Source organism: Nonomuraea ceibae, assembly GCF_019396325.1.
GTDB classification, from domain to species: Bacteria; Actinomycetota; Actinomycetes; order Streptosporangiales; family Streptosporangiaceae; genus Nonomuraea; species Nonomuraea ceibae.
This window is the reverse complement of record NZ_JAHKRO010000085.1, coordinates 1-22,548: the sequence shown is the minus strand read 5'-3', so window position 1 is coordinate 22,548 and position 22,548 is coordinate 1. Positions and strand designations below refer to the sequence as shown.

Sequence of the window (22,548 nt, the reverse complement as noted above, 5' to 3'; positions counted from 1 at the left end):
GGCGGCTACTTGGCGTTCGCCTTCAGGTAGTCCGTGTTCATCTGGGCGATCGTGTCGAGCGGGATGCCCTTGGGGCAGACCGCGGTGCACTCGCCGGTGTTGGTGCAGCCGCCGAAGCCTTCGGCGTCCATCTGGTCCACCATGGCCTTGGCGCGGGACAGGCGCTCGGGCTGGCCCTGCGGCAGCAGGCTCAGGTGGGTGATCTTGGCTGCGGTGAACAGCGACGCCGACCCGTTGGGGCAGGCGGCGACGCAGGCGCCGCAGCCGATGCAGGTGGCGGCGTCGAAGGCGGCGTCGGCGTCCTCCTTGCGCACCGGGACGCTGTGCGCGTCGGGGGCGGAGCCGGCCGGGACGGAGACGAAGCCGCCCGCCTGGATGATGCGGTCGAAGGCGCTGCGGTCGACGACGAGGTCCTTCACCACCGGGAAGGGCGCGGCGCGCCACGGCTCGATGGTGATGGTGGCGTTGTCCTCGAAGTGGCGCATGTGCAGCTGGCAGGTGGTGGTGGCGCGCTGCTCGCCGTGGGCGACGCCGTTGATCACCATGCCGCACATGCCGCAGATGCCCTCGCGGCAGTCGTGGTCGAAGGCGATCGGGTCGTCGCCTTCGAGGATGAGGCGCTCGTTGAGGACGTCCAGCATCTCCAGGAACGACATGTCCGGCGAGACTTCCTCAACCCGATATGTCACCATCCGGCCGGCGTCGGAAGGGCCGCTCTGCCGCCAGACGCGAAGGGTCAGGTTCACTTGTAACTCCGCTGGGTCATCTTGACGTACTCGTACACGAGCGGTTCCTTGTGCAGCACCGGCTCGCCGTCGGGCGAGTGCTCCCAGGCCGACACGTGCGCGAAGGCCTCGTCGTCACGCAGCGCCTCGCCGTCGGCGTCCTGCGACTCGGCGCGGAAGTGGCCGCCGCACGACTCGGTGCGCACCAGCGCGTCCAGGCACATGAGCTCGGCCAGGTCGAAGAAGTCGGCCACCCGGCCGGCCTTCTCCAGCACCTGGTTGAGCTCCTCGGCGGTGCCGGAGACCTTGACGTTCTCCCAGAACTCCTTGCGCAGCTCGGGGATGCGCTCCAGGGCCTTGCGCAGCGACTCCTCGGTGCGCTCCATGCCGCAGTAGTCCCACATGAGCCTGCCGAGCTCGCGGTGGAAGGAGTCGGGGGTGCGGGTGCCGTTGACGGCGAGCAGGCGCTCGATCCTGTCGCGGACCTTCAGCTCGGCCTCGGCGACCGCCGCCTCGTCGACCTCGCCGAACGGGCCGTCCGCCAGGTAGTCGCCGAGCGTGGTCGGCAGCACGAAGTAGCCGTCGGCCAGGCCCTGCATCAGCGCGGACGCGCCGAGGCGGTTGGCGCCGTGGTCGGAGAAGTTCGCCTCGCCGATCACGAACAGGCCGGGAATCGTCGACTGCAGGTCGTAGTCGACCCAGAGCCCGCCCATCGTGTAGTGGACGGCCGGATAGATGCGCATCGGCACGTCGTACGGGTTCTCGCCGGTGATGCGCTCGTACATCTCGAAGAGGTTGCCGTACTTCTTCTCGACGGCGTCGCGGCCGAGCCGGTTGATCGCGTCGCGGAAGTCGAGGTAGACGCCGAGGCCGCCGGGGCCGACGCCGCGGCCCTCGTCGCAGACGTTCTTGGCGGCGCGGGAGGCGATGTCACGCGGGACGAGGTTGCCGAAAGCGGGGTAGATCCGCTCCAGGTAGTAGTCGCGCTCGTCCTCGGGGATGTCGCCGGGGGCGCGCTTGTCGTCCTTGCGCAGCGGCACCCAGACGCGGCCGTCGTTGCGCAGCGACTCCGACATGAGCGTCAGCTTGGACTGGTACTCGCCGGAGACCGGGATGCAGGTCGGGTGGATCTGCGTGTAGCAGGGGTTGGCGAAGTACGCGCCGCGCTCGTGGGCCCGCCAGATGGCGGTGGTGTTGCAGCCCTTGGCGTTCGTGGACAGGAAGAACACGTTGCCGTAGCCGCCGGTGGCGAGCACGACGGCGTCGGCGGTGTGGCGCTCGATCTCGCCGGTGACCATGTCGCGCACGATGATGCCGCGCGCCCGGCCGTCGGCGACGATCAGGTCGAGCATCTCGTGCCGGGTGAACATCTCGACGGTGCCGGCGGCGATCTGCCGCTCCAGCGCCTGGTAGGCGCCGAGCAGGAGCTGCTGGCCCGTCTGGCCGCGCGCGTAGAACGTACGCGACACCTGCGCGCCGCCGAACGAGCGGGTGTCGAGCAGGCCGCCGTACTCGCGGGCGAACGGCACGCCCTGGGCCACGGCCTGGTCGATGATGTTCACCGAGACCTGCGCCAGGCGGTAGACGTTCGACTCGCGGGCGCGGAAGTCGCCGCCCTTGACGGTGTCGTAGAACAGCCGGTAGATCGAGTCGCCGTCGCCCCGGTAGTTCTTGGCGGCGTTGATGCCGCCCTGCGCCGCGATGGAGTGGGCGCGCCGGGGCGTGTCCTGGTAGCAGAACGACTTGACGTTGTAGCCGAGCTCGCCGAGCGTGGCGGCGGCGGACCCGCCCGCCAGGCCGGTGCCGACCACGATGACGTTGAGCTTGCGCTTGTTGGCCGGGTTGACCAGCCTGGCGCTGAACTTACGCTTCTCCCAGCGCTCCTCGATGGGCCCCTCGGGCGCCTTGGTGTCCCGGATCTCCGGGCCCTCGGTGTACTTCATTGCACGACTCCGAACATGATGGCGAGCGGCGGGGCGAGGAAGCCGACGACCAGGACGGCCGACAGCAGGCCGGCGCTCAGGCGCAGCGCCTTGTTGCGGTCACGGTTGGCCCAGCCGAGCGTCTGGAAGGCGCTCCACACGCCGTGGCGCAGGTGCAGGCCGACCATGACGACGGCCACGAGGTAGATGAGCGTGACCCACCAGCGGGACGGGTCGAATCCGGCGATCATGCGGTCGGCCGGGGTGGAGTCGAAGCCCTTGGGGTTGACGACGCCGAAGGTGAGGTCGAGCAGGTGCCAGACGACGAACAGCGCGATCGTCAGGCCGCCGAACCGCATGATGTGCGTGGCGTAGCCGGTGGCCTGCGACTTCTTGGCGACGTACTTGACCGGGCGGGCCGAGCGGGCCCGGCGCGACAGCGAGATCGCGGCCCACATGTGCAGCACGACCGACAGGACGAGCGCGATCTCCACGATCGTCAGCAGCGTCCGGTAGGGCAGCAGCGGCTCCAGCAGCGTGCGCAGGGCGTGCGCGTACTCGTTGAAGGAGTCCTTGCTGATGAAGATCTTGAGGTTGCCCAGCATGTGGCCGATCAGGAAGAGCACCATCACGGCGCCGGTGACGGCCATGACGGCTTTCTTGCCGTTGGACGAGCTGAGGAACCCGCGGGGCCGCTTGCGCGTTGGCTTCTTCACGGGTGCTGGGGAGGTAACGGGCGCGGTGGCGGCGCCGCGCTCTATCGTGGCTGTCACATCTTCTGAAGCTAGGTAACCAGCGATGATCCGTCCAAGTCATCGCGGGCCTGGTTTCCATAGCCAAAGGCTATGATGTCTGGTTTGTATGGCCGGCATAAAAGCCAGCGAGTCCGCCGGTGCGAGGAAAATCACATGCAGTTGCAGCAGTTGGCGTACTTCGTAGCGGTGGCCGAGACCAGGCACTTCACCCATGCGGCCGAGCGGATGCGGGTCGCCCAGCCGTCGCTCAGCAAGCAGATCAAGGCACTGGAGACCGAGCTCGGGGCCCCGCTGTTCTCCCGTGCGCGCGGCAACGTCACGCTGACCGCCGCCGGCGAGGCGCTGCTGCCGCTGGCGCGCCGGATGCTGGAGGACGCCGAGACGGCCCGGCGGGAGGTCGCCGAGCTGGCGGGGCTGCGCAGCGGCCGGGTGCGGCTGGGAGCGACGCCGTCGCTGTGCGCGGGGCTGATGGCCGACGTGCTGGCCCGCTTCAACCACGCCTACCCGGGCATCGAGCTGCTGGTGGAGGAGGGCGGCTCGCGCGACCTGGTGCGGGCGCTGGCGCGGGGGCAGCTCGACCTGTCGCTGATCATCATGCCGTTGCAGCATGACGACCCGGCGCTGCTGACCGAGGAGATCCTGCGCGAGAACCTGGTGGTCGTGGCGCCCTCCCATGAGCGGTTGCGCAAACCGTACATGCGGATCGAGGACCTGCGCGGCCGGCCGATGGTGATGTTCCGGCGCGGCTACGACCTGCGGGAGGCGACGCTGACGGCGTGCCGGCAGGCGGGGTTCGAGCCGAGGTTCGCGGTGCAGGGCGGCGAGATGGACGCGGTGCTGCGGTTCGTGGAGGCCGGGCTGGGCGTGGCGGTGGTGCCGTCGATGGTGCTCGACGGCCGGCCGGGGCTCGCCGGGACGCCGCTGGCCCCGCCGGGGCTGAGCCGGACGATAGCGCTGGCGCACCGGCGCGACGTGGAGCCGACGCGGGCGGCCCAGGCGTTCCGGACGACATTGCTCACATTCGTCGTCGAAGCTGGTCAGGAGGGTACGCTTCCCCAAGGGGTCGAGCTCATCGCAGAATGAGCGGACGGCCTATCTCCAGCGAAGAGGCGTTTGTGACGGCATCCCTATCCGAAACGCTGACGCTCCTGCTCATCGAGGACGACGACGGAGACGCGTTCCTCGTGGAGGAGCTGCTGAAGCAGGCCGCGGCGCCGCCCCGGATCACCTGGGCCCGCAACCTGGCGGAGACCAGGGCCAAGCTCACCCCCCACATCCAGTGCGTGCTGGTCGACCTGTCGCTGCCCGACGCCACCGGCCTGGAGGCGCTGGAGCACGTGCTGGCGATGGCCCCGCACGCGGCCGTCCTGGTGCTGACCGGGCTGCGCGACGCGCACGTCGGCGTGGCGGCGGTCCAGGCGGGCGCCCAGGACTACCTGGTCAAGCAGGACATCGACGCCCGCCTGCTGGCCAGGGCCGTCCGCTACGCGATGGAACGCAAGCGCGCCGACCTGGCCCACATCGCGCTGACGAAGGCCGAGCTGACCGCCGAGGAGAACGCCCGGCTGGAGAACGGCCTGCTGCCCACCCCGCTGCTGCGCACCCACGACCTGGAGCACGTCACCCGCTACCTGCCGGGCTCGCAGGGCCAGCGGCTGGCCGGCGACTTCCTCGACACCGTGCAGACCCCCGACGGCGCGGTCCACGTCGTCATCGGCGACGTGTGCGGGCACGGCCCCGACGAGGCGGCGCTCGGCGTCTCGCTGCGCATCGCCTGGCGCACGCTCGTGCTCGCCGGGATGGACGGCGACCCGCTGCTGCGGACCATGGACACGCTGCTGCGCGCCGAGCGCAAGGCGCCGGAGATCTTCACCACCCTCTGCACGGCCAGGATCAGCCCGGACCTGAGCCACGCCGCGATGCGGGTCGCCGGGCACCCGCCGCCCGTGCTCCTGCGCGACGGCGTCGTCGAGATCGTCGAGGGCACCCCGTCCGGCCCGCCGCTGGGCATCTTCCCCGACCGCGAGTGGGCGGTCATCGACGTGCCGCTCGGCGAGCGGTGGTCGATGATGCTCTACACCGACGGGCTCATCGAGGCCGCCGCCGGGCACGGCGGCGAGCTCGGCGTCGACGGCCTGGTCAGCCTGGTCAAGCAGCACGGCGTCATCGACCTCGACCGGCTCATCCGACACGTGGGCACCCTCAGCGACGACCTCGCCGCGGTGCTCGTCCGCAGGAGCGCCTCATGAGCATCAACCCGCTGCCTCCGGCCAAGCCCGCCACCGGAGTCGGCCGGATCCCGCTCACCCGCTGGTTCCTCATCACCGGCGCGCTCACCGGCGTCGCGTTCCTGACCTCGGCCACGCTGATCATGATGATGATCTCCGAGCTGAGCGTGCTGGAGCCCCGGCCCGAGATCGCCGCCCAGGTGAACCGGCTGACCGTGCTGCTCGTGGTGCTCTGCTCGGTGCTGCTGGCCTCGGTCCTGGCGCTGGTGCTCATCGTCCGCTTCACCGTGCTGAAGCCCATCGCGCGGCTCACCGACCAGGTGCGCGCCGTCGCGGGCGGCGACTTCGACCACCGCCTCGGCGTGGCCAGGCCCGCCGAGCTGGCCGAGCTGTCCAGCCACGTCGACTCGATGCGCCGGCGCATCCTGTCGAACTGGCGCATCGCCCAGGACCAGGCCGACGAGCTGCGCCGCTCCAACGGGGAGCTGGAGCAGTTCGCGTACGTGGCCAGCCACGACCTTCAGGAGCCGCTGCGCAAGGTCGCCAGCTTCACCCAGATGCTCGAACAGCGCTACGGCGACCAGCTCGACGAGCGGGCCAAGCAGTACATCCACTACGCCGTCGACGGCGCCAAGCGCATGCAGCTCCTCATCAACGACCTGCTCGACTTCTCCCGCGTCGGCCGGGTGACCAGCGGCCGGTCCGTGGTGGAGACGCGGCCCGCGCTGGACGCGGCGCTGGTCAACCTCTCGGGCATGATCGAGGACGTCGAGGCCACCGTCACCGCCGACGAGCTGCCCGCGGTCGTCGGCAACCGCGTCCAGCTCACGCAGCTCTTCCAGAACCTCATCGAGAACGGCGTCAAGTTCCGCGGCGAGCAACCGCCCCGCGTGCACATCGGCGTCACCCGCAAGGGCGGCATGTGGGAGTTCAGCTGCTCCGACAACGGCATCGGCGTCGAGCCCAAGTACGCCGACCGGATCTTCCTCATCTTCCAGCGCCTCCACCCACGGGACGTGTATCCAGGTACGGGCATCGGGCTCGCGCTCTGCCGCAAGATTGTCGAGTTTCACGGCGGGCAGCTGTGGCTCGACGGCGACGCGGAGGGGCCGGGCACGACGTTCCGATGGACGCTACCGGCCGCGGGAGACGACGATGAATGACTGGCGCCCGATCGAGGTGCTCCTGGTCGAGGACGACCAGGGCGACATCCTGCTGACGCGGGAGGCGTTCGAGCTCAACAAGGTGAGCAACCGCCTGCACGTGGTGAACGACGGCGAGCAGGCGATGGACTTCCTGCGCCAGAAGGGCGAGCACGCCGGCGTGCCCCGGCCCGACCTGATCCTGCTCGACCTCAACCTGCCCAGGAAGAGCGGGCTGGAGGTGCTGGAGGAGGTCAAGCTCGACGAGGATCTGCGGACCATCCCGGTGGTGGTCCTGACGACCTCGGAGGCCGAGGAGGACATCCTGCTCAGCTACAAGATGCACGCGAATGCGTATGTCGCAAAACCGGTCGATTTTCAGCAGTTCATAAGAGTTGTCCGTCAAATCGATAACTTTTTTGTGACTGTGGTGAAGTTGCCCAACCAGGGGTTGCGCGCCTGACGGCGGACGTGACAGGAATCACAGGTCGTCCTGGAAAAAGTGAGTGATGCTTCTCACAAATCCGTATGCGGGCGTCGTAACGTATCCCACACCAACGCGCGCCGGAGCGGAGCACAGCGCCCGCCACATGTGCGCGCCAGACAGACGACCCGGACCCCAGGCGTGCGGGGTCCGCGGGAGGTGGAGAGGTCCGCGATGACCCAGACGACGCCCGACGCTCCAGTGAGAAGGCAGCGTGCCCAAGTCAAGGTGCGCACCCTGCGCACCGACCGATGGTGGATCACCCCGCTGCTGACGTTTCTCGGGCTCAGCTCATTCCTGGTCTACGGGGTGTGGGCGATCATCGACACGAGCAACTTCGTCGAGCCCTATATCGCCCCCTTCGCCTCGCCCTGCCTGACGACCTCCGCGGTGTGCGACGGCGCCCGGCTGTTCGGGTGGGCTCCGATCGGCGACTGGTACGCGCTGCCGCCGGGGCTGCTCATCCTCGGTCTGCCGGGCGGGTTCCGGCTGACCTGCTATTACTACCGCAAGTCGTACTATCGCTCGTTCTGGCTGTCGCCGGCGGCGTGCGCGGTGCAGGAGCCGCACGGCAAGTACACCGGTGAGACCCGCTTCCCGCTGATCATGCAGAACATCCACCGCTACTTCTTCTACTTCGCCCTGCTGATCGGCGCGATCCTCACCTACGACGCGATCCTGGCGCTCGTCCACAAGCCGCTCGGCCTCGGCAGCTACATCCTGCTGGCCAACGCCGTGCTCATCCTCGGCTACACGCTGGGCTGCCACTCCTGCAGGCACATCACCGCGGGCAGGCTCAACCACTTCTCGCGCCACCCGTTCCGCTACAAGGCCTGGACCCTCGTCTCCAAGCTCAACGCCAAGCACCAGCAGTGGGCCTGGGCCTCGATGTTCTCCGTCATGGGCGCCGACCTCTACGTCCGTCTGGTGGCCAAGGGCATCATCGCCTTCCCGTTCGCGTAAGGAATCGTTTCACAGTGGAAATCGAGCGTCACGAATACGACGTCGTCGTCATCGGCGCGGGAGGCGCCGGGCTGCGCGCCGCCATCGAGGCCCGTCAGCAGGGCAAGCGCACCGCGATCGTGTGCAAGTCGCTGTTCGGCAAGGCCCACACGGTCATGGCCGAGGGCGGCGCCGCCGCCGCGATGGGCAACGTCAACTCCGACGACAACTGGATGGTGCACTTCCGCGACACCATGCGCGGCGGCAAGTTCCTCAACAACTGGCGCATGGCCGAGCTGCACGCCAAGGAGGCCCCGGACCGGGTCTGGGAGCTGGAGGCGTGGGGCGCGCTGTTCGACCGCACCAAGGACGGCAAGATCAGCCAGCGCAACTTCGGCGGCCACGAGTACCCCCGGCTCGCCCACGTCGGCGACCGCACCGGCCTGGAGATGATCCGGACCCTGCAGCAGCGCGTCGTCGCCCTCCAGCAGGAGGACTTCGAGACGCACGGCGACCACGAGGCCTACATCAAGGTCTTCCAGGAATGCACGGTCACCCGCCTGCTCAAGCAGGACGACCGGATCGCCGGCGCGTTCGGCTACTGGCGCGAGAGCGGCAACTACGTCCTGTTCGACGCCCCCGCCGTGGTGCTCGCCACCGGCGGCATCGGCAAGTCGTACGTGGTCACCTCCAACTCCTGGGAGTACACCGGCGACGGCCACGCGCTGGCCCTGCTGGCCGGGGCCAAGCTGATCAACATGGAGTTCATCCAGTTCCACCCCACCGGGATGGTCTGGCCGCCCTCCGTGCGCGGCATCCTCGTCACCGAGTCGGTGCGCGGCGACGGCGGCGTGCTGCGCAACTCCGAGGGCGAGCGCTTCATGTTCAAGTACATCCCCGAGGTGTTCAAGGACAAGTACGCCACCACCGAGGAGGAGGGCGACCGCTGGTACACCGACCAGGCCAACAACCGCCGTCCGCCGGAGCTGCTGCCGCGTGACGAGGTCGCCAGGGCCATCAACGCCGAGGTGAAGGCCGGGCGCGGATCCCCCCAGGGCGGCGTCTACCTGGACGTGTCGACCCGGCTGCCCGCCGAGGAGATCAAGCGCCGGCTGCCGTCGATGCACCACCAGTTCAAGGAGCTGGCCGACGTCGACATCACCGCCGAGCCGATGCAGGTGGGCCCGACCTGCCACTACATCATGGGCGGCGTCGAGGTCGACGCCGACTCCGGCGCGGCCTCCGTGCCCGGCCTGTTCGCGGCGGGCGAGGTGTCCGGCGGCATGCACGGCTCCAACCGGCTCGGCGGCAACTCGCTGTCGGACCTGCTGGTCTTCGGCCGGCGGGCCGGCGCGGGCGCGGCGGCCTACGTCGACACGCTCGCCGCCCGGCCCCGGCCCGCGCAGGCGGACGTGGACGCCGCCCGCGCCGAGGCCGAGGCGCCGCTCCAGCGCTCGGGCGAGAACCCGTACGAGGTCCACCAGGAGCTCCAGCGAACGATGAACGACCTGGTCGGCATCATCCGCAAGGCCGACGAGGTCGCCGAGGCGCTGGAGGTCGTGGAGAAGCTCAAGGAGCGCGCCCAGCTCGTCGGCGCGGCCGGGTCGCGCGTCTACAACCCGGGCTGGCACCTGGCGCTCGACCTGCGCAACATGGTGCTCGTCTCGGAGTGCGTGGCGCGGGCCGCGCTCAAGCGCGAGGAGAGCCGGGGCGGCCACACCCGCGACGACTTCCCCGGCATGAACCCCGAGTGGCGCCGCAAGCTGCTCGTCTGCTCCACCGGCGACGGCCGGTCGATCCAGGTCGAGGAGCGCGTCCAGCCTCCGATGCGCGACGACCTGATCACCCTGTTCGACCGCGACGAGCTGAAGAAGTATCTCACCGACGAAGAGATGGCCGAGTTCGACGGGATTTCGAAATGAGCTACAAGGCGAAGTTCAAGGTCTGGCGCGGTGAGGGAGGCGAAGGCAGGCTCGAAGACTTCACCGTCGAGGTGAACGAGGGCGAGGTCGTCCTCGACATCATCCACAGGCTCCAGGCCACCCAGGCCCCCGACCTCGCGGTCCGCTGGAACTGCAAGGCCGGCAAGTGCGGCTCCTGCTCGATGGAGATCAACGGCAAGCCGCGCCTGGGCTGTATGACCCGGATGTCCACCTTCGCGGAGGACGAGACCATCACGGTGACCCCGATGCGGACCTTCCCCGTCATCAAGGACCTGGTCACCGACGTCTCGTACAACTACCAGAAGGCCCGGGAGGTGCCGTCCTTCACGCCCCCGGAGGGCGTGCGGCCCGGCGAATACCGGATGCAGCAGGTCGATGTCGAGCGGTCCCAGGAGTTCCGCAAGTGCATCGAGTGCTTCATGTGCAACAACGTCTGCCACGTCATCCGCGACCACGAGGAGAACAAGCCGGCCTTCTCCGGCCCCCGCTTCCTCATGCGGATCGCCGAGCTGGACATGCACCCGTACGACGTGGCCGACCGCAAGGACTCGGCCCAGCAGGACCACGGCCTCGGCTACTGCAACATCACCAAGTGCTGCACCGAGGTCTGCCCCGAGCACATCAAGATCACTGACAACGCGCTGATCCCGATGAAGGAGCGCGTGGTCGACCGCAAGTACGACCCGCTGGTCTGGCTCGGCAACAAGATTTTCAAGCGCTCGTCCAAGTGACACCGGCGGCGGGGCCTTCGGGCCCCGCCGTTCTCACTTGCTCTTGCGCCGCAGCCCGCGCTTGCGCTTGCCCTGCTCGGGCCGGGGTTCCTCCACCGTCGCGCCGTCCCCCGAAGTGTCCTCCGCCGGCGTGCCCGGCAGCGGCTGGACGACCGTCCGGTCCGCCGCGAACGCCTGCCACGGCTCGGCGTCGCCCTGCTCGGCCATCGACGCCGCACCCAGCGGGCGCTCGGGCGTGTCCTCGTACGGGCCCGCGCCGCCAGGCGGGATGTCCGAAGGCGGCGGCTCCGGCGGCACCAGCGGCTCGAACGGCGCCCGGTAGGCCGGCTCCTGGTCCACGGTGTCGAACTGGTCCGGCTGCAGCACCACCGGCTCCTGCACGGTCGCCGGCTGCTGGTGTTCGGGAGCCGCCTGGCCGTACATGGCCGGGTCCTGGTAGACCGCGCCGTACTGGACCTGGCCCCCCGGATACGTCTGCACCGGGACGAAACTGATGATCGGCGCGTACGCCGTGCCGCCCGGATAACCGGGAGCCGGGAACGCCGCCGTGGCATAACCCGGACCCGCCGGGTAGCCCGCCATCTCCGGCGGCACCGGCGGCAGCTGCGGCCCCGCCTTGCGCACCGCCGCGGCGTGCGCCATCCGGCGCAACCGGCCCTCGAAGATCAGCACCGCGAACAGCACCAGCAGCACCATGACCAGCGCCGGGATGCTGAGCTGCTGCGTCAGCGTCCGCTGGTCGAACTCCGGCGCCGCGTTACGCACCTCCAGCGGGATCGGCTCGCTCTCCGACGACTGCGGCAGCGTCTCCGACGGCAGCGGGTCGCTGGTGGCCACCTGCGGCATCTCGACCTCCGACTCCGTCTCGGAAGGCGTCGCCGCCGGGACCTCCACGCTCTGCGTCGGCAGCGGCTGAGGCTGTGGGGCCGAGCTCGTCTGCGGCGTCGGATCGGGCGCCTGCGTGGTCTTCGTCGGCGTCGGCTTGGCGGTCGTCTTCTTCGGAGTCGGCGTCGCCGTGACCGTCTTGGTGACCGTCGTCTCCGGCTGCTCCGTCGGGGTCGGCGTCGGCAGCGTGGTGATGACGGTGACCGTGGTCTCCGGCGGACCCTCCTCGCACACCTCGCCCGCGTCACACGGCTCCACCGGGGTCAAGGCCGTCGCCGAAGCGCTCTGCCCCACGAACGGGGCGACACCCGCGCAGGTCAGCCCCAGTGCGAGCACCATCGCGGACACGGCCGTCGCTCGCGTGCGTGCCACCTGTGCCCTCCGCGCAGTCCCGCAACCTTGGTCAAGGGAATACTAGTCGGGTAAAAGGCACAGTAAAGACGGAATTACCAGACGTTTTTTTGAATGCGTGCCCGCTGCACCCTGGCGATCAGCCACAGCGTCCCCATCAGCGCCGCGATCCCCACCGCCACGGCAGGCACGCCCCGCGGCCCGGCCAGCGGATTCACCGCCTCCTCGGCCCGTACCTGCATCCTCCCGCCCCCGACCTCCCGAGGCAAGGGCGCCTCCACCGCCTCCACCGGCTGCCCGGTCTGCACAGGTGCCACCGCCACCCCAGCAGCAGGCGCTCCTCCCGGGGCGGGCATTCCCTGCCGGTCGGGCACGCCCCCAACGGCAGTGGCCCCACCCAACGCGGGCGCGTCCGCAACGTACGGCGCATACCCCCGCACGGTGGCCCCACCGGGCGCGGGCGCACCCCCGACCGAGGGGGCCGCACTGAGGGCCGGCGCGTCATGGGCGGTCGCGCCCTTCTGAGCGGATGCGCCCCGCTGAGCGGGCGCGCTGCCCGTGGACGGTGTGCGGCCACGTGCGGTGGGGTCGCCCGGCGCGGGCGCGCCACCTACGGGCGGTGTGCGCCTCCGCGTGGTGGCGTCGCCCGGCGCGGGTGCGCCCCCGACGGAGGGTGCGGCATTGAGGGCGGGCGCGTCCTGGGCGGGCAGGCGTTCCTGGCGGGATGCGTCCCTCTGGGCGAGCGCGTCCTGCCGGGACGGCCGTGCCGAGTGGCCCCCGGGGCGCGGAGGGACGGCGGCGGGCGGGGCGGCCTTCTGGGTGAGGCGTACGGCGTTGCCGCTGAAGCCCACCACGTCACGCGGCACCGGCCCCTCGAAGACCGCGGTACGCACACTCCTGGCGATCGTCGTGTGCCCGAGCCCGTCGTCCTCGCGCACCTTCGCCACGGCGGCCAGCTCGACCTCGCCGGCCCCCTGCGGAACGGTGAGCGTCACGTCCACGACCTGCTTGCCGGCGAGCTGCCCGAGCGGGCACACGCGGGCACCGGCGTCCACCGTCCCCGAGAGCGCCCGGTTCGCCGTCACCCGGGCGCCTGCCACCCGCCCGGGGACGCCCTCCGGAGGAACGCCGGCCCCCACCGGCGCGGGCGCGGCACTCGCGGCGGCCTCAGGGACGACCCCGGTGACAGGCCCAGTGACAGCCCCCGTGGCGGGGCAGGCGACGGTGGTGAGGGCGGCGGCCGGGACCGTGGCGACCGCGAGCCGGGCGTCGTGCCCCATGCCCTTGAGCCGCACCTGGTAGCGCAGCACGTCGCCGGTCCTGATCCATTTGAGCACTCCGTCGGGGTTGCCCATCTGGTCGAGCACCATGGACACCCCGTTGGCCGCCGCCGGCACGGCGGGCACTGCGGCAGCGAGCATCAGGGCTCCGCCCACGATCCAGCCCCGATTCATGACGCCGCCTCCCTCATCGTGACAAATAACGCCCAGTAATCGTTATGTCACAGAGAGCGACCATTCAATCCTCGCGGAGCAGTTTCTCCACGGCTTTCATCACGGGCAGGTCCCCCGCCAGCCACGGCACGTCGTAGTACGCGCCGGGCGCGAGCCAGCGCAGCGCCAGGTGTTCCTTGGGCCGGGGCGTGCCGGCGGCGACGGTGGCGAGCCAGACGCGCAGCACGTACTCCTTGCCGAGCGCCCAGTCACCGCCGACCCGTTCGCCGACGGCGATCTCCACGCCGAGTTCCTCACGGCACTCGCGGACCAGCGCGTCGAGCTCGCTCTCCCCCGGGTCGACCTTCCCGCCGGGGAACTCCCACCCGCCTCTCAGCGCCGCGGGCGCGCCCCGCTGCGCGGCGAGCACCTGCCCGCCGTCTCCCACGATCGCCGCGGCCACCACGATCACTGTCATAGGGATGCATTCTTCAGCTTCTCGAGCTGGTCGAGGACGGCGGGGTTCTGCAGAGGCCGGGTGAACCCGACGATCTTGTCCCGCGACTCGTAGCTCGTCACCTTGATCGGCCCGCACAGCCGGCAGCGTGCCTCCACCATCTTCCCCTTCGACACGACCATCCCGACATGCCCGGGGTTGTTGGCCGACGTGCCCGGCCCGGCGTTGAAGAACACCAGGTCGCCGGGCTGCTCGGTGCCCTGTTCGATCTTCACCCCGAACGGCCACTGCCCGAACGTGGTGCGCGGGATCGACAGCCCCGCCGACCGGTAGGCGGCGAAGATGATGCCCGAGCAGTCGAACGCGTCGGGCCCGGTCCCGCCCCACAGGTACGGCTTGCCGCGCTGGTCCAGCGCGTAGGCCAGGATCTTGCGCACGACGTCGCTGGGCGCGGCCTCGACCAGCGGCTCGTCACAGGAGTCGTCGGTCTCGGGCGGCACCTCGACCTCGCCGGACCTGGCGTACTTCCTGGCGATCTCCTCGACCTGGTCCACGTACCACCAGGCCCGGTTGTAGACGAACAGGGCGCGGCGGACGTTCTCGGGGGCGCCGTTGCGCTTGAGCATCCTGGCCGCGCCGAGAATGGCGTCGGCGGGGTTGTAGACGTCGCCGATGCCGTCACCGTCGCCGTCGGAGGCGTAGCCGTTGAACGTCGACGACATGGGGATTCGGGCCTTGCCGCCCCACGTGCTGATCAGGAACTGCATCGGCCCGGCCGCGCCGGCGTAGTTGGTGCCGCTCTTGACGCCCGGCAGGTTGGAGCGGCCGTGGTCGGTCTCGCGCTTGCCGACGGCGGCCAGGATGTTCCACTGGACGCCGATCTTCTTGCCGTGCTGCCGGTAGAGCTCCAGGTATTCGGCAGGGATGTCGGAGGCGGCCGAGTCGGACGCCTCCTGCACCTGGGTGCCGTCGGTGCAGTCGGGCGGCGCGCCACCGCTGCCGACGAACGACGGGATGGACGTCATCAGCATCGGCGACACGATGACCAGGACGAGCAGCAGCATCCCGGCGACGACGACCGCGAGGATCACGCGGGGGCGGGAGGTGTTCACCCCTGCGGATCCCCGTCCTGGCCCTCGTCGGCGGGCCTCAGGTCGAACACCCGCCAATCGGAGCCCAGCTGGCTGACCGTCACCGCGTAGTCGGCCGCCTGCTGCTTGGCGCCGCTCTTGCCGGTGAGCTGCTGCGTCGCGGTGAGGACGAACACGATGCTGGTCTTCTCGATCTGCCGGATCTCCTTCAGCGCGGCCGTCGCCGTCGACACGGTCTGGTCGTCCTGCTCCACCGGGCCGGCCGCGGTGCGGGTCCTGGCCAGGATGTTGCCGAAGTCGGCGGTGGTGTACTTGCGCACCCGGTCGGCGTACGTCTGCGGCGCCTCGTCGAAGCGGTACGTCGCGTACTCGGCGGTGAAGCGTTCGGCCAGGTCGGCGGCGGCGGCGAGCTGCTCCTTGGACATCGGCAGGAAGGAGTAGACGTCGAAGGGCGCGTCACTGGCGGTGGCCAGCGGCGTGCTCGCGATGACCGGCGTGCTCGTGGTCCGGCCGGAGGCGGCCTGCTCGGCGGCAGGCTGCTCCGGGTCGGGCCACAGCCACAGGTAGGCGCCGACGGCAGCGATGATCACGACGATGACGGCGAAGGCCATCCCTCGCTTGTCGCCCCGCTGAGCCATGATCAGTCCCTGTCCGGGTGGGAGGGGTTGAGCCAGAACGGCACCGGCGGCTCGGCCTTGCGGGAGCTGCCCCACAGCGGCGGCGGCTCGGAGGCGCGGCCGTCGGACTCGGAGCGGCTGAACATGCTGCCGCCTCCGCCGTTGCCGAACACGCGCCCGTCCTCGTTCCTGCCGAAGATGCCGCCGCCGGACGACTGCCGGTCGGACCGCGACCCGCCGCCGGAGCCGGTCCGCCGCGACCCGCCGAACATCGACCCGCCCGACCGGGACCCGCCGCCGCCCGAACCGCCGAACCGCGACGCGCGCGACCCCCCGGACCCGGACCCGCCGGACCCGGAACCGCCGAACCGCGACCTGCCGGACCCGCCCGACCAGGAGCCGCCGGACCGGGACCCGCCCGACCCGCTCGCGCCGCCTGAGCCGCCCGAGCCGCCGAGGCGGGAACCGCCCGTACGGGTGCCGCCCGAGCCTCCGCGTGGCGCCCAGCCACCGCCCGAACGGCCGCCGAACCAGCCGCCGCCCGCCGTACCGGAACCGCCGGAACCACCCGAGCCACCTGAGCCGCCGGGACGGCCAGGGGCGGCGCCGCGCGGGGCCGCGCCGGCGCCGCGCGTGCGGGTCGGCGCGCCACCCAGGTTGAGCGGCGGCGCGTCGCCCTTGCGGGGAGCGGGCGCCTGCCGCCCGGCCGCCTTGCCGCCCTGCGGGTCGGTGTCGAGCGGCGCGGGCACCCGGACGCCCGACGGCATCGCGCCGGTCTCGCCCTCCTCGCCGCGCGCCCGGCCCTGGGCGACGGTCGCCGCCGTGGCGCCGGCCGCGCCGCCCGCCACCGCGCTGACGATGGGCTCCGCCTTACGCGCACCCCAGCGGCCGATCCTGGCCGAGGCGACCGGCGGCAGCACGTTCGAGGCCCGCTCCAGGACGGGCGAGCTGGCCGCGTCGCCGAGCATGCGGGTGGTGAGCGTGTGCCCGTTCATGGAGGCGAACAGGTGCTGGAACGGCCTCCGGTAGAAGAACACCGCGATCGTCAGCAACGCCATGAACAGGATCTGCATGCCCCACGGCATCGCGGTCGAGATGATCAGCGCGTAACCGTACACGAGCACGCCGAGCACGAGTGCGAGCACGGCCTGGCGCAGCAGGGTGCCGATCAGCATCTCCACCCAGCGCATGGCGATGATCCGCCCGCTGCCCGGATGCACGCCGATGAGCAGGAACACCGGCCCGAGGATGAGCAACAGCAGGAAGCCCACCTTGAGCACCAGCAGCGAGACCGCCACCAGGAAGATGAGCACCCCGGCCACCAGCGCGGCGATCAGCGCGCCGATGGCCACGCCGAGCCGGCTCGTCCAGTCACGCCCGGAGAAGATGAAGTAACGCGAGTCGTTGCGCAGCTTGTCAGCGATCTCGGCATATTTCGCCTGATGCGCTCCCACGTCGGGCGCCGGTTGGCCTGCCGTGGCCGGTGGGATGGACTGCGTCTCCAGCATCGTGCGGCCGAAGTCGCGCACGATGGGCTGGTTGGGGTCGGCGGTGCCGAACAGGCCCATCAGCCACGGCTTGCACACCAGTGTGGACCAGAGCGCGTCGGCGTTCTGGTCGACGCCCGGGGTGCCGTTCTGGCCGAAGCCGCCGGCCTTGACCTCGGGGCTGGCGTCACCCGGAGGCGGCAGGCAGGAGGCGCCGCCCGCGCCGGGCAGCCCGGAGAAGGCGGAGTTGACGACCTCGCCGGTCTTGTCCGTGACGACCTTGCCCAGGCCGGTGAAGTCCTGCGGCCGGCTGAGGAACCAGGTGGCGACCGTGACCGCGAGCACCATCCAGATCACGCCCTCGGCGGTCGTGGTGGCTCGCTTGCGGATCAGCCCGTACCAGGCCAGCCAGATCGCGCCGAGGATGACGATGGGCTGCAGGTAGGGCCAGTACATGGCCTCCGACAGGTTCGTCACGATGTCGTCGACCACGTCCTTGATCGACTGGAGCGGCCCCTCGGTCGCCGCCGCCTGGTAGGTCGTGATCGTGAGCCGGTCGACGGCCTTGGCCCACAGGAAGATCGTGTTGGCCCACGAGTTGCCGAGCACGGCGGCGATGTCGGAGCAGCCGAGCTCGTGCGTGTGCCAGAACTGTCCGGCCATGCCGAACTGGCTGTAGTTGGTGACCGCCGCCGGCGTGCCGGGCTCGGGTGTCGGCGGCTGCATCATGCCGTCGGTGCCGCCGCCGATCACCTCGGGGGCGAGCTCGCCGGACAGGTCACACGGGCCCGCGGCGGCGGGCGACAGGCTGCCCGCCACGATCGGCACCACGAGGACGCCGAGCAACACCACGAGCGCCAGAGCCCATCGTCTGGGTAGCCGGATCCTCATGACCGCACCTCCTGCGCGTGGCCCACTCCCCCTTGAAGATCATCATGCCCGCCGCCGCCGGGTTTGTCGTGTGTCGGGTTCGTGTCGAGCCAGCGGAGCAGCTCCTCGGAGATCAGGTCTACTCCGATGCGGCCCGCCCTGCCATCCAGATCACGGAAAATGCATTCCCCGTTGCCCAGCGATCTGAGGACGGCCTTGTGCTCCTCCGACGGTTCGACGCCCAGCAGCGACATCACGTGTCCGACCTCCACCCGTTCGGTCGAGCGGAAGGCGAACACCGACGACAGGCAGTTGGTCACCTGTTCGTTGAGCAGGTCGCCCGCGTTCTGCGAGACCAGGACGAGGGCGGTGTTGCGGGAGCGGCCCATCCGGCTGACCTCGGGCACCAGCTTGGCGCCCTCGGGCGTGGACGTGATCGCCCACGCCTCGTCCAGGAAGATCGCCTTGGGCGCGCGCCGGTCGAGGCCGTTCATCAGCCGCCGGGCGAACTGCGACACCAGGTAGAGCAGGGCCACCGACAGCCGCTGCTCGTAGGAGTAGTCGTCGCGGCCCGTGGCCACGTCGGGAAGCGTCAGCCCGCCGAGCGTGAACACGGTGGTCCAGCCCTCGCTGTCGATCTGGTCGCCGCCCGACGGGTCGAAGCAGAGCCTGGCCAGGTGCATCTCCGACATCGAGCGCAGCACCGCGCCCAGGTTCTTCGACGCGGCGTCCTCGGCCTGCTCCAGATAGTCGACGACCTTGCCGAGCGACGGGTCGGCGGCGTTGGACACCGCCGCCACCGCCTGGATCATCGCCGACTCGCGCTCCTCCGACATGCGCGGCAGCAGCAGCCGCAGCGTCTCGGTCGCCATCGTCTTCTTGGCCGCGATGTCGTCCCCGAACGAGAACGGGTCCAGCAGCCCCGGCGCGGCCGAGCCCAGCGGGATGATCCGCGCCTTGCGCTCGCGCTTCTGCAGCAGCTCGACCAGCGACTCTGCGTCGCCCTTCGGGTCGATCACCGCGACCGTGACGCCGCGCAACGCCATCTGGTAGATCATCAGCAGGGCCAGCGTCGTCTTGCCGCCGCCCGGCTCGCCGGTGATCGCGATGGCGGTCGGCCGGTTGCGGCTGGCCGCCAGCAGCGGGTCGAAGTGCACGATGCTGCGCGCCCGGCCGACGGTCTCCCCGATGTACGGGCCCAGCCAGCCCTCGCCGCCCTCCTCCAGCCGGTCGCCCAGGTCGACGGTCGCCGTCGCCATCCCGCCCGCGATCGTACGCAGCGGCTGACGCTGGGCGTAGGCGTTGACGCCCACCTTCTCGCCCGGCAGCGACTCGCAGAACAGCGAGAACTGGTCACCGGTCGAGTTGACCACGTCGATGCCCATGTCGCGGTAGTGCTCGACGACCGCCTCCACCCGCTGCACGCAGATGTCCTCGGTCGGCGCCGACACGATCAGCCGGTGCCACCCGTACACGAACGGCAGCCGCTCCTTCGTGATGCCGTGCTCCAGCATCCGGGCCGCGTCGATCTGCTCCGCCAGCGCCAGCGGCGCCTCCGCGCCCGCCTCGCGGATGTGGATGTCCATGTCGCGGGCGTGCGCCAGCTTGCGCGCCACGTCCTTGGACGCCTTCACCGGCGGGATCAGCCGCATCCGCGACGACACCTCCACCGGGAACGGCAACTGGTCGGCGAAGTGCATCCACGGCTCCCCGTCGGGGAACGGCATCAGATCCGGGAACCGGGCGAACGACAGATACGCCACGTACGAGTCGCCCTGCGGCTGCACGATCCGCAGCAGCGACCTGCCGTTGTGGATCTCACCCTCGACCAGCGACTCGATCTCGCCCTTGCCCCAGCGCCGCTTCGGGCTCGCCGACGGCGCCGCGTCCGCCAGCGCCCCCGCCGCCGCGTGCTGGAACAGCCACGCGACCTCCACCGACGTGGCATGCCGGGCATACAGGGCACTGGACGCCAGCGCCCGGCCCAGCCGCTCGGCCTGCTCGGTCCACCGGCCGACCTCGCTCTCGGGCACGTGGTCGTCCTCCAGCCCGAGGACCTTCTCCGTCTTCTGGTAGAAGCCGAACACCTGAGCCAGCACCCCGGCGCCCAGCTGCTTGCCCCGCGGACCGAGCCGTACGCCCAGATAGACCTCCTTCGACCAGAAGTCCTTCGCCCAGACGTGCCGGTACATCTCCTCCAGGTAGTCGCGCCAGCCCGGCCCCTCGTCGGAGGTCGCGTTGAGCGCCATCGCCCACTCCGCCGCCGGATAGGCGCGATGCGCCACCCGCAGGTGCACCTCGGCGTCGGGCATCCTGATCGCGGCCAGCGCGATCGTGATGTTGGTGGCCAGCGCCTCACGCTCCTCAGGCGTGACGAACTCGTAGCTGACCGTCGGAAGGCGGAAATACGCCCATGCGTCGGTGTCCGTGAGCAGGATGCGGTCGTCGAAATAGCGGACCGCCAGGCGCTGACGCGCTCTAGACGCCCTGCTCATGCCGCCCCCTCGGCGCATGAACGGGCCATGCCTGCTCGCATGTTCACTTATCGCTCACCGATTCTCGTGCCCGGGGGGTCACTCGCCAGCTCCTCTTCGTCAGTTCGGACCTTCTGTGCCGCGAAGCCCGCGATCACGACCCCGGCGAGAGCGAGATACGCCCGCCGCCCGGCCGCGCGCAGCTGCCCCGGATCGACCACCCCGGCGCCGCCCGGCGCCAGATCGTCGTCCCAGGGGACCCTGACGATGGCCCGGCACCTGCCGCGCGCCACCGCCTCCGCCTGCTCGACGTCCGTCATCGAACGCCGGCTCACCCCGTTGACCACCATGACCGCGCGCCGCCTCAGGTCCGCGCAGCCGTGCCCGTCCAGCCACTCGTACGTCATCGCCACCGCGTCCGGTGCCTCCACGCTCGCGGGCACCACGAGCACGAGCTGATCCGCGTACGGGAGCACGCGGGCGGCCAGCGCGGCGGCCGGATCGATCACCGTGAGCTTGTAGTGCCGGTCGAGCAGGCTCATCGCCTCGCCCAGCCGGTGATCCGAGAACAGGCCCCGGTCGGCCAGCCGCTGCTCGTCACCGTCGGCCCCCACCACCTCCAGCCCCGAAGCAGTGCGCGTGGTGTAGCCGCGCATCGTCAGATAGCCGCTCACCCGCTGCAACCCCGCCAGCAGCGACGTCAGCGTCTCGGGCGTCTCCGGATGGATGCGGCTCGTCATGCTGCTGTCACCCGACGCCGCGTCCACGGCCACCACCCGGTCGTCGCGGTACTGCGCGAACGTGTGACCCAGCATCAGCGCCGTCGTGCTCTGCCCGGCGCCGCCGGTGCACCCCAGCACCACCACCCGCCGGCTCCCGGCGAACACGCCCCGGGCGCGCGCCTCGTCCAGCTCCGACCCGTCGGTCCGTACGCCGTTGCCGCCCACGACCACCTGCGCGATGCGCCGCCAGCCGCCCGAGTCGCGCCCCACCACGGACTCGACCCGCCGCACCCGCTGCCCCGGCCTGGGCCCCGGCACCACGGCCGCCCCGCCGTCACGCCCCTCCTCCGGCTCCACGGGCACCGTCGGCGCCTCGGCCACCGGCTCCGGCGCGACCTCCTCTGGGGGCGGCAATTCCCCAGGCACGACGTCCGGACGATGAATCGCCCGGCTCGGCAGCTCAGCCTCACGCCCCCGCAGCGGGCGCGACAGGGTGACGGGCTTGGCATCGGGGCTCAACGGCGCCCACGCCCGCGCGTCGGGCAACGCCACCCCCGGCCCCAACCTGGGCGGCTGCCCCTTCCTGTGCTGACTCCGCGCCGCCTCATCCCCCTCGGCCTCCGGCCCAGCCCCACCAACCTCACCGTGGCCCTCCTCGGAGGCGGGAGCCTCCTCAGAGGCGGCGTCCTCCTCAGAGGCGGGGGCCTGCTCGGAGGCGGGGGCGGCACTCCCCCCAACCGGGGACTCCTCCGAAACGGCCACCTCCTCAGCGGCCGGCCCCGCATCGGAGACGGAGACACTCTCACGGACCGAGGACTCTCCACGCGCCACCGCAGGCACCGGGGGCTGTCCGGGCGCAGGGGCGGGCTCGCGGGCCGGAGTCTGCCCAGCACCGGACGCACCCTCAGCAGCTCGCCTCCGCCTGGAAGCCGCAGCCCCCTCACGGGCCGGCGCACCCTCAAGTCCCCGCACACCCTCACGGGCCCGAGGCTGCTCTGAGGCCGACGCCCCCTCCTGGGCCGCGGCCGGCTCGGGCGCGGGGGCGCTCCCGGCGGTCAGCGGGCGCTCGGACGCCGCAGCGCTCTCGCGGGCCGGGGCACTCTGCCGGCCCCGCGCGCCGCCGCGGACCGGAGGCTGCTCGGAGGCCGACGCTCCCTCGATCGCCAGGGGCTGCTCGGCAGCGGACGCGCTCCCGGCGGGCAGTGCGCGGTCGGGCGTCGGGCTGCCCTTGCGGCGGCCCGGGGTTCCCTCGGGGGTCTGGGTGGCCTCGGGGGGTGGGGTGGGTTTGG

Annotated in this window: 18 protein-coding genes; 7 read left to right on the top strand and 11 right to left on the bottom strand. The window is 71.0% G+C overall.

Annotated features, from left to right (window positions below; genetic code table 11):
• Positions 1 to 5: 5 nt before the first annotated feature.
• From KME80_RS35995 to KME80_RS35985, 3 genes are read right to left on the bottom strand one after another with little or no spacing between them, the layout of a single operon-like run.
• Positions 6 to 746 carry a succinate dehydrogenase/fumarate reductase iron-sulfur subunit gene (locus KME80_RS35995; RefSeq protein ID WP_219511491.1) on the bottom strand — a complete coding sequence of 247 codons (741 nt, stop codon included), beginning with the start codon at positions 744 to 746 and terminating at the stop codon, positions 6 to 8.
• Positions 743 to 2,668: a fumarate reductase/succinate dehydrogenase flavoprotein subunit gene (locus KME80_RS35990; protein WP_219511490.1), complete on the bottom strand. Its 1,926-nt coding sequence runs from the start codon at positions 2,666 to 2,668 to the stop codon at positions 743 to 745. The genes KME80_RS35995 and KME80_RS35990 overlap by 4 nt, the downstream gene beginning before the upstream one ends.
• Positions 2,665 to 3,363 carry a succinate dehydrogenase cytochrome b subunit gene (locus KME80_RS35985; protein WP_308126070.1) on the bottom strand — a complete coding sequence of 233 codons (699 nt, stop codon included), beginning with the start codon at positions 3,361 to 3,363 and terminating at the stop codon, positions 2,665 to 2,667. The genes KME80_RS35990 and KME80_RS35985 overlap by 4 nt, the downstream gene beginning before the upstream one ends.
• A 192-nt stretch (positions 3,364 to 3,555) precedes the next feature.
• Here KME80_RS35985 and KME80_RS35980 point away from each other — a divergent pair, with 192 nt between their 5' ends.
• From KME80_RS35980 to KME80_RS35950, 7 genes are all read left to right on the top strand, one after another.
• Complete coding sequence (locus tag KME80_RS35980; protein ID WP_219511486.1) at positions 3,556 to 4,485, top strand: LysR family transcriptional regulator; 930 nt, start codon at positions 3,556 to 3,558, stop codon at positions 4,483 to 4,485.
• A 32-nt stretch (positions 4,486 to 4,517) separates the two neighbouring features.
• Positions 4,518 to 5,651 carry a PP2C family protein-serine/threonine phosphatase gene (locus KME80_RS35975; protein WP_308126069.1) on the top strand — a complete coding sequence of 378 codons (1,134 nt, stop codon included), beginning with the start codon at positions 4,518 to 4,520 and terminating at the stop codon, positions 5,649 to 5,651.
• The gene (locus KME80_RS35970; protein ID WP_219511482.1) at positions 5,648 to 6,793 is read left to right on the top strand and encodes a sensor histidine kinase; all 1,146 of its coding nucleotides are present in this window, start codon (positions 5,648 to 5,650) and stop codon (positions 6,791 to 6,793) included. The genes KME80_RS35975 and KME80_RS35970 overlap by 4 nt, the downstream gene beginning before the upstream one ends.
• Complete coding sequence (locus KME80_RS35965) at positions 6,786 to 7,235, top strand: response regulator (RefSeq protein WP_219511480.1); 450 nt, start codon at positions 6,786 to 6,788, stop codon at positions 7,233 to 7,235. Before KME80_RS35970 ends, KME80_RS35965 begins: the two co-directional genes overlap by 8 nt.
• A gap of 195 nt (positions 7,236 to 7,430) precedes the next feature.
• Complete coding sequence (gene sdhC / locus KME80_RS35960) at positions 7,431 to 8,219, top strand: succinate dehydrogenase subunit SdhC (protein ID WP_219511478.1); 789 nt, start codon at positions 7,431 to 7,433, stop codon at positions 8,217 to 8,219.
• Positions 8,220 to 8,233: 14 nt separating this feature from the next.
• Positions 8,234 to 10,120: a fumarate reductase/succinate dehydrogenase flavoprotein subunit gene (locus KME80_RS35955; RefSeq protein WP_219511476.1), complete on the top strand. Its 1,887-nt coding sequence runs from the start codon at positions 8,234 to 8,236 to the stop codon at positions 10,118 to 10,120.
• Complete coding sequence (locus KME80_RS35950; RefSeq protein WP_219511475.1) at positions 10,117 to 10,872, top strand: succinate dehydrogenase/fumarate reductase iron-sulfur subunit; 756 nt, start codon at positions 10,117 to 10,119, stop codon at positions 10,870 to 10,872. Before KME80_RS35955 ends, KME80_RS35950 begins: the two co-directional genes overlap by 4 nt.
• Positions 10,873 to 10,905: 33 nt before the next feature.
• Here the strand turns inward: KME80_RS35950 and KME80_RS35945 are convergent, their stop codons facing one another.
• The 8 genes from KME80_RS35945 to KME80_RS35910 all read right to left on the bottom strand — a co-directional run bounded on the left by KME80_RS35945 (position 10,906) and on the right by KME80_RS35910 (position 21,685).
• Positions 10,906 to 12,129 carry a hypothetical protein gene (locus KME80_RS35945; protein WP_219511473.1) on the bottom strand — a complete coding sequence of 408 codons (1,224 nt, stop codon included), beginning with the start codon at positions 12,127 to 12,129 and terminating at the stop codon, positions 10,906 to 10,908.
• A 74-nt stretch (positions 12,130 to 12,203) separates the two neighbouring features.
• Positions 12,204 to 13,529 (bottom strand): hypothetical protein, encoded by a 1,326-nt coding sequence (locus tag KME80_RS35940; RefSeq protein WP_219511471.1) that lies wholly within the window; start codon positions 13,527 to 13,529, stop codon positions 12,204 to 12,206.
• A gap of 97 nt (positions 13,530 to 13,626) precedes the next feature.
• The gene (locus KME80_RS35935) at positions 13,627 to 14,019 is read right to left on the bottom strand and encodes a (deoxy)nucleoside triphosphate pyrophosphohydrolase (protein ID WP_219511469.1); all 393 of its coding nucleotides are present in this window, start codon (positions 14,017 to 14,019) and stop codon (positions 13,627 to 13,629) included.
• On the bottom strand, positions 14,016 to 15,110 hold the full coding sequence (locus KME80_RS35930) for a C40 family peptidase (RefSeq protein WP_308126068.1): 1,095 nt from the start codon (positions 15,108 to 15,110) through the stop codon (positions 14,016 to 14,018). The genes KME80_RS35935 and KME80_RS35930 overlap by 4 nt, the downstream gene beginning before the upstream one ends.
• Positions 15,107 to 15,727 carry a hypothetical protein gene (locus KME80_RS35925; RefSeq protein ID WP_219511467.1) on the bottom strand — a complete coding sequence of 207 codons (621 nt, stop codon included), beginning with the start codon at positions 15,725 to 15,727 and terminating at the stop codon, positions 15,107 to 15,109. The genes KME80_RS35930 and KME80_RS35925 overlap by 4 nt, the downstream gene beginning before the upstream one ends.
• Before the next feature lie 2 nt (positions 15,728 to 15,729).
• Entirely contained in the window at positions 15,730 to 18,084 is a 2,355-nt protein-coding gene (locus KME80_RS35920) for a type IV secretion system protein (protein WP_219511464.1), read from the bottom strand.
• Entirely contained in the window at positions 18,081 to 20,558 is a 2,478-nt protein-coding gene (locus KME80_RS35915; RefSeq protein WP_219511462.1) for an ATP-binding protein, read from the bottom strand. The genes KME80_RS35920 and KME80_RS35915 overlap by 4 nt, the downstream gene beginning before the upstream one ends.
• A 47-nt stretch (positions 20,559 to 20,605) precedes the next feature.
• Positions 20,606 to 21,685 carry a MinD/ParA family ATP-binding protein gene (locus KME80_RS35910; RefSeq protein ID WP_219511460.1) on the bottom strand — a complete coding sequence of 360 codons (1,080 nt, stop codon included), beginning with the start codon at positions 21,683 to 21,685 and terminating at the stop codon, positions 20,606 to 20,608.
• Positions 21,686 to 22,548 lie beyond the last annotated feature (863 nt).

Bases quoted from the DNA above. Each gene is read 5' to 3' on its own strand.
- KME80_RS35935 (WP_219511469.1), bottom strand. From the start codon at position 14,019: ATGACAGTGATCGTGGTGGCCGCGGCGATCGTGGGAGACGGCGGGCAG.
- KME80_RS35980 (WP_219511486.1), top strand. From the start codon at position 3,556: ATGCAGTTGCAGCAGTTGGCGTACTTCGTAGCGGTGGCCGAGACCAGG.
- KME80_RS35915 (WP_219511462.1), bottom strand. From the start codon at position 20,558: ATGAGCAGGGCGTCTAGAGCGCGTCAGCGCCTGGCGGTCCGCTATTTC.
- KME80_RS35925 (WP_219511467.1), bottom strand. From the start codon at position 15,727: ATGGCTCAGCGGGGCGACAAGCGAGGGATGGCCTTCGCCGTCATCGTC.
- KME80_RS35990 (WP_219511490.1), bottom strand. From the start codon at position 2,668: ATGAAGTACACCGAGGGCCCGGAGATCCGGGACACCAAGGCGCCCGAG.
- KME80_RS35940 (WP_219511471.1), bottom strand. From the start codon at position 13,529: ATGCTCGCTGCCGCAGTGCCCGCCGTGCCGGCGGCGGCCAACGGGGTG.
- KME80_RS35950 (WP_219511475.1), top strand. From the start codon at position 10,117: ATGAGCTACAAGGCGAAGTTCAAGGTCTGGCGCGGTGAGGGAGGCGAA.
- sdhC (WP_219511478.1), top strand. From the start codon at position 7,431: ATGACCCAGACGACGCCCGACGCTCCAGTGAGAAGGCAGCGTGCCCAA.
- KME80_RS35920 (WP_219511464.1), bottom strand. From the start codon at position 18,084: ATGAGGATCCGGCTACCCAGACGATGGGCTCTGGCGCTCGTGGTGTTG.
- KME80_RS35970 (WP_219511482.1), top strand. From the start codon at position 5,648: ATGAGCATCAACCCGCTGCCTCCGGCCAAGCCCGCCACCGGAGTCGGC.
- KME80_RS35965 (WP_219511480.1), top strand. From the start codon at position 6,786: ATGAATGACTGGCGCCCGATCGAGGTGCTCCTGGTCGAGGACGACCAG.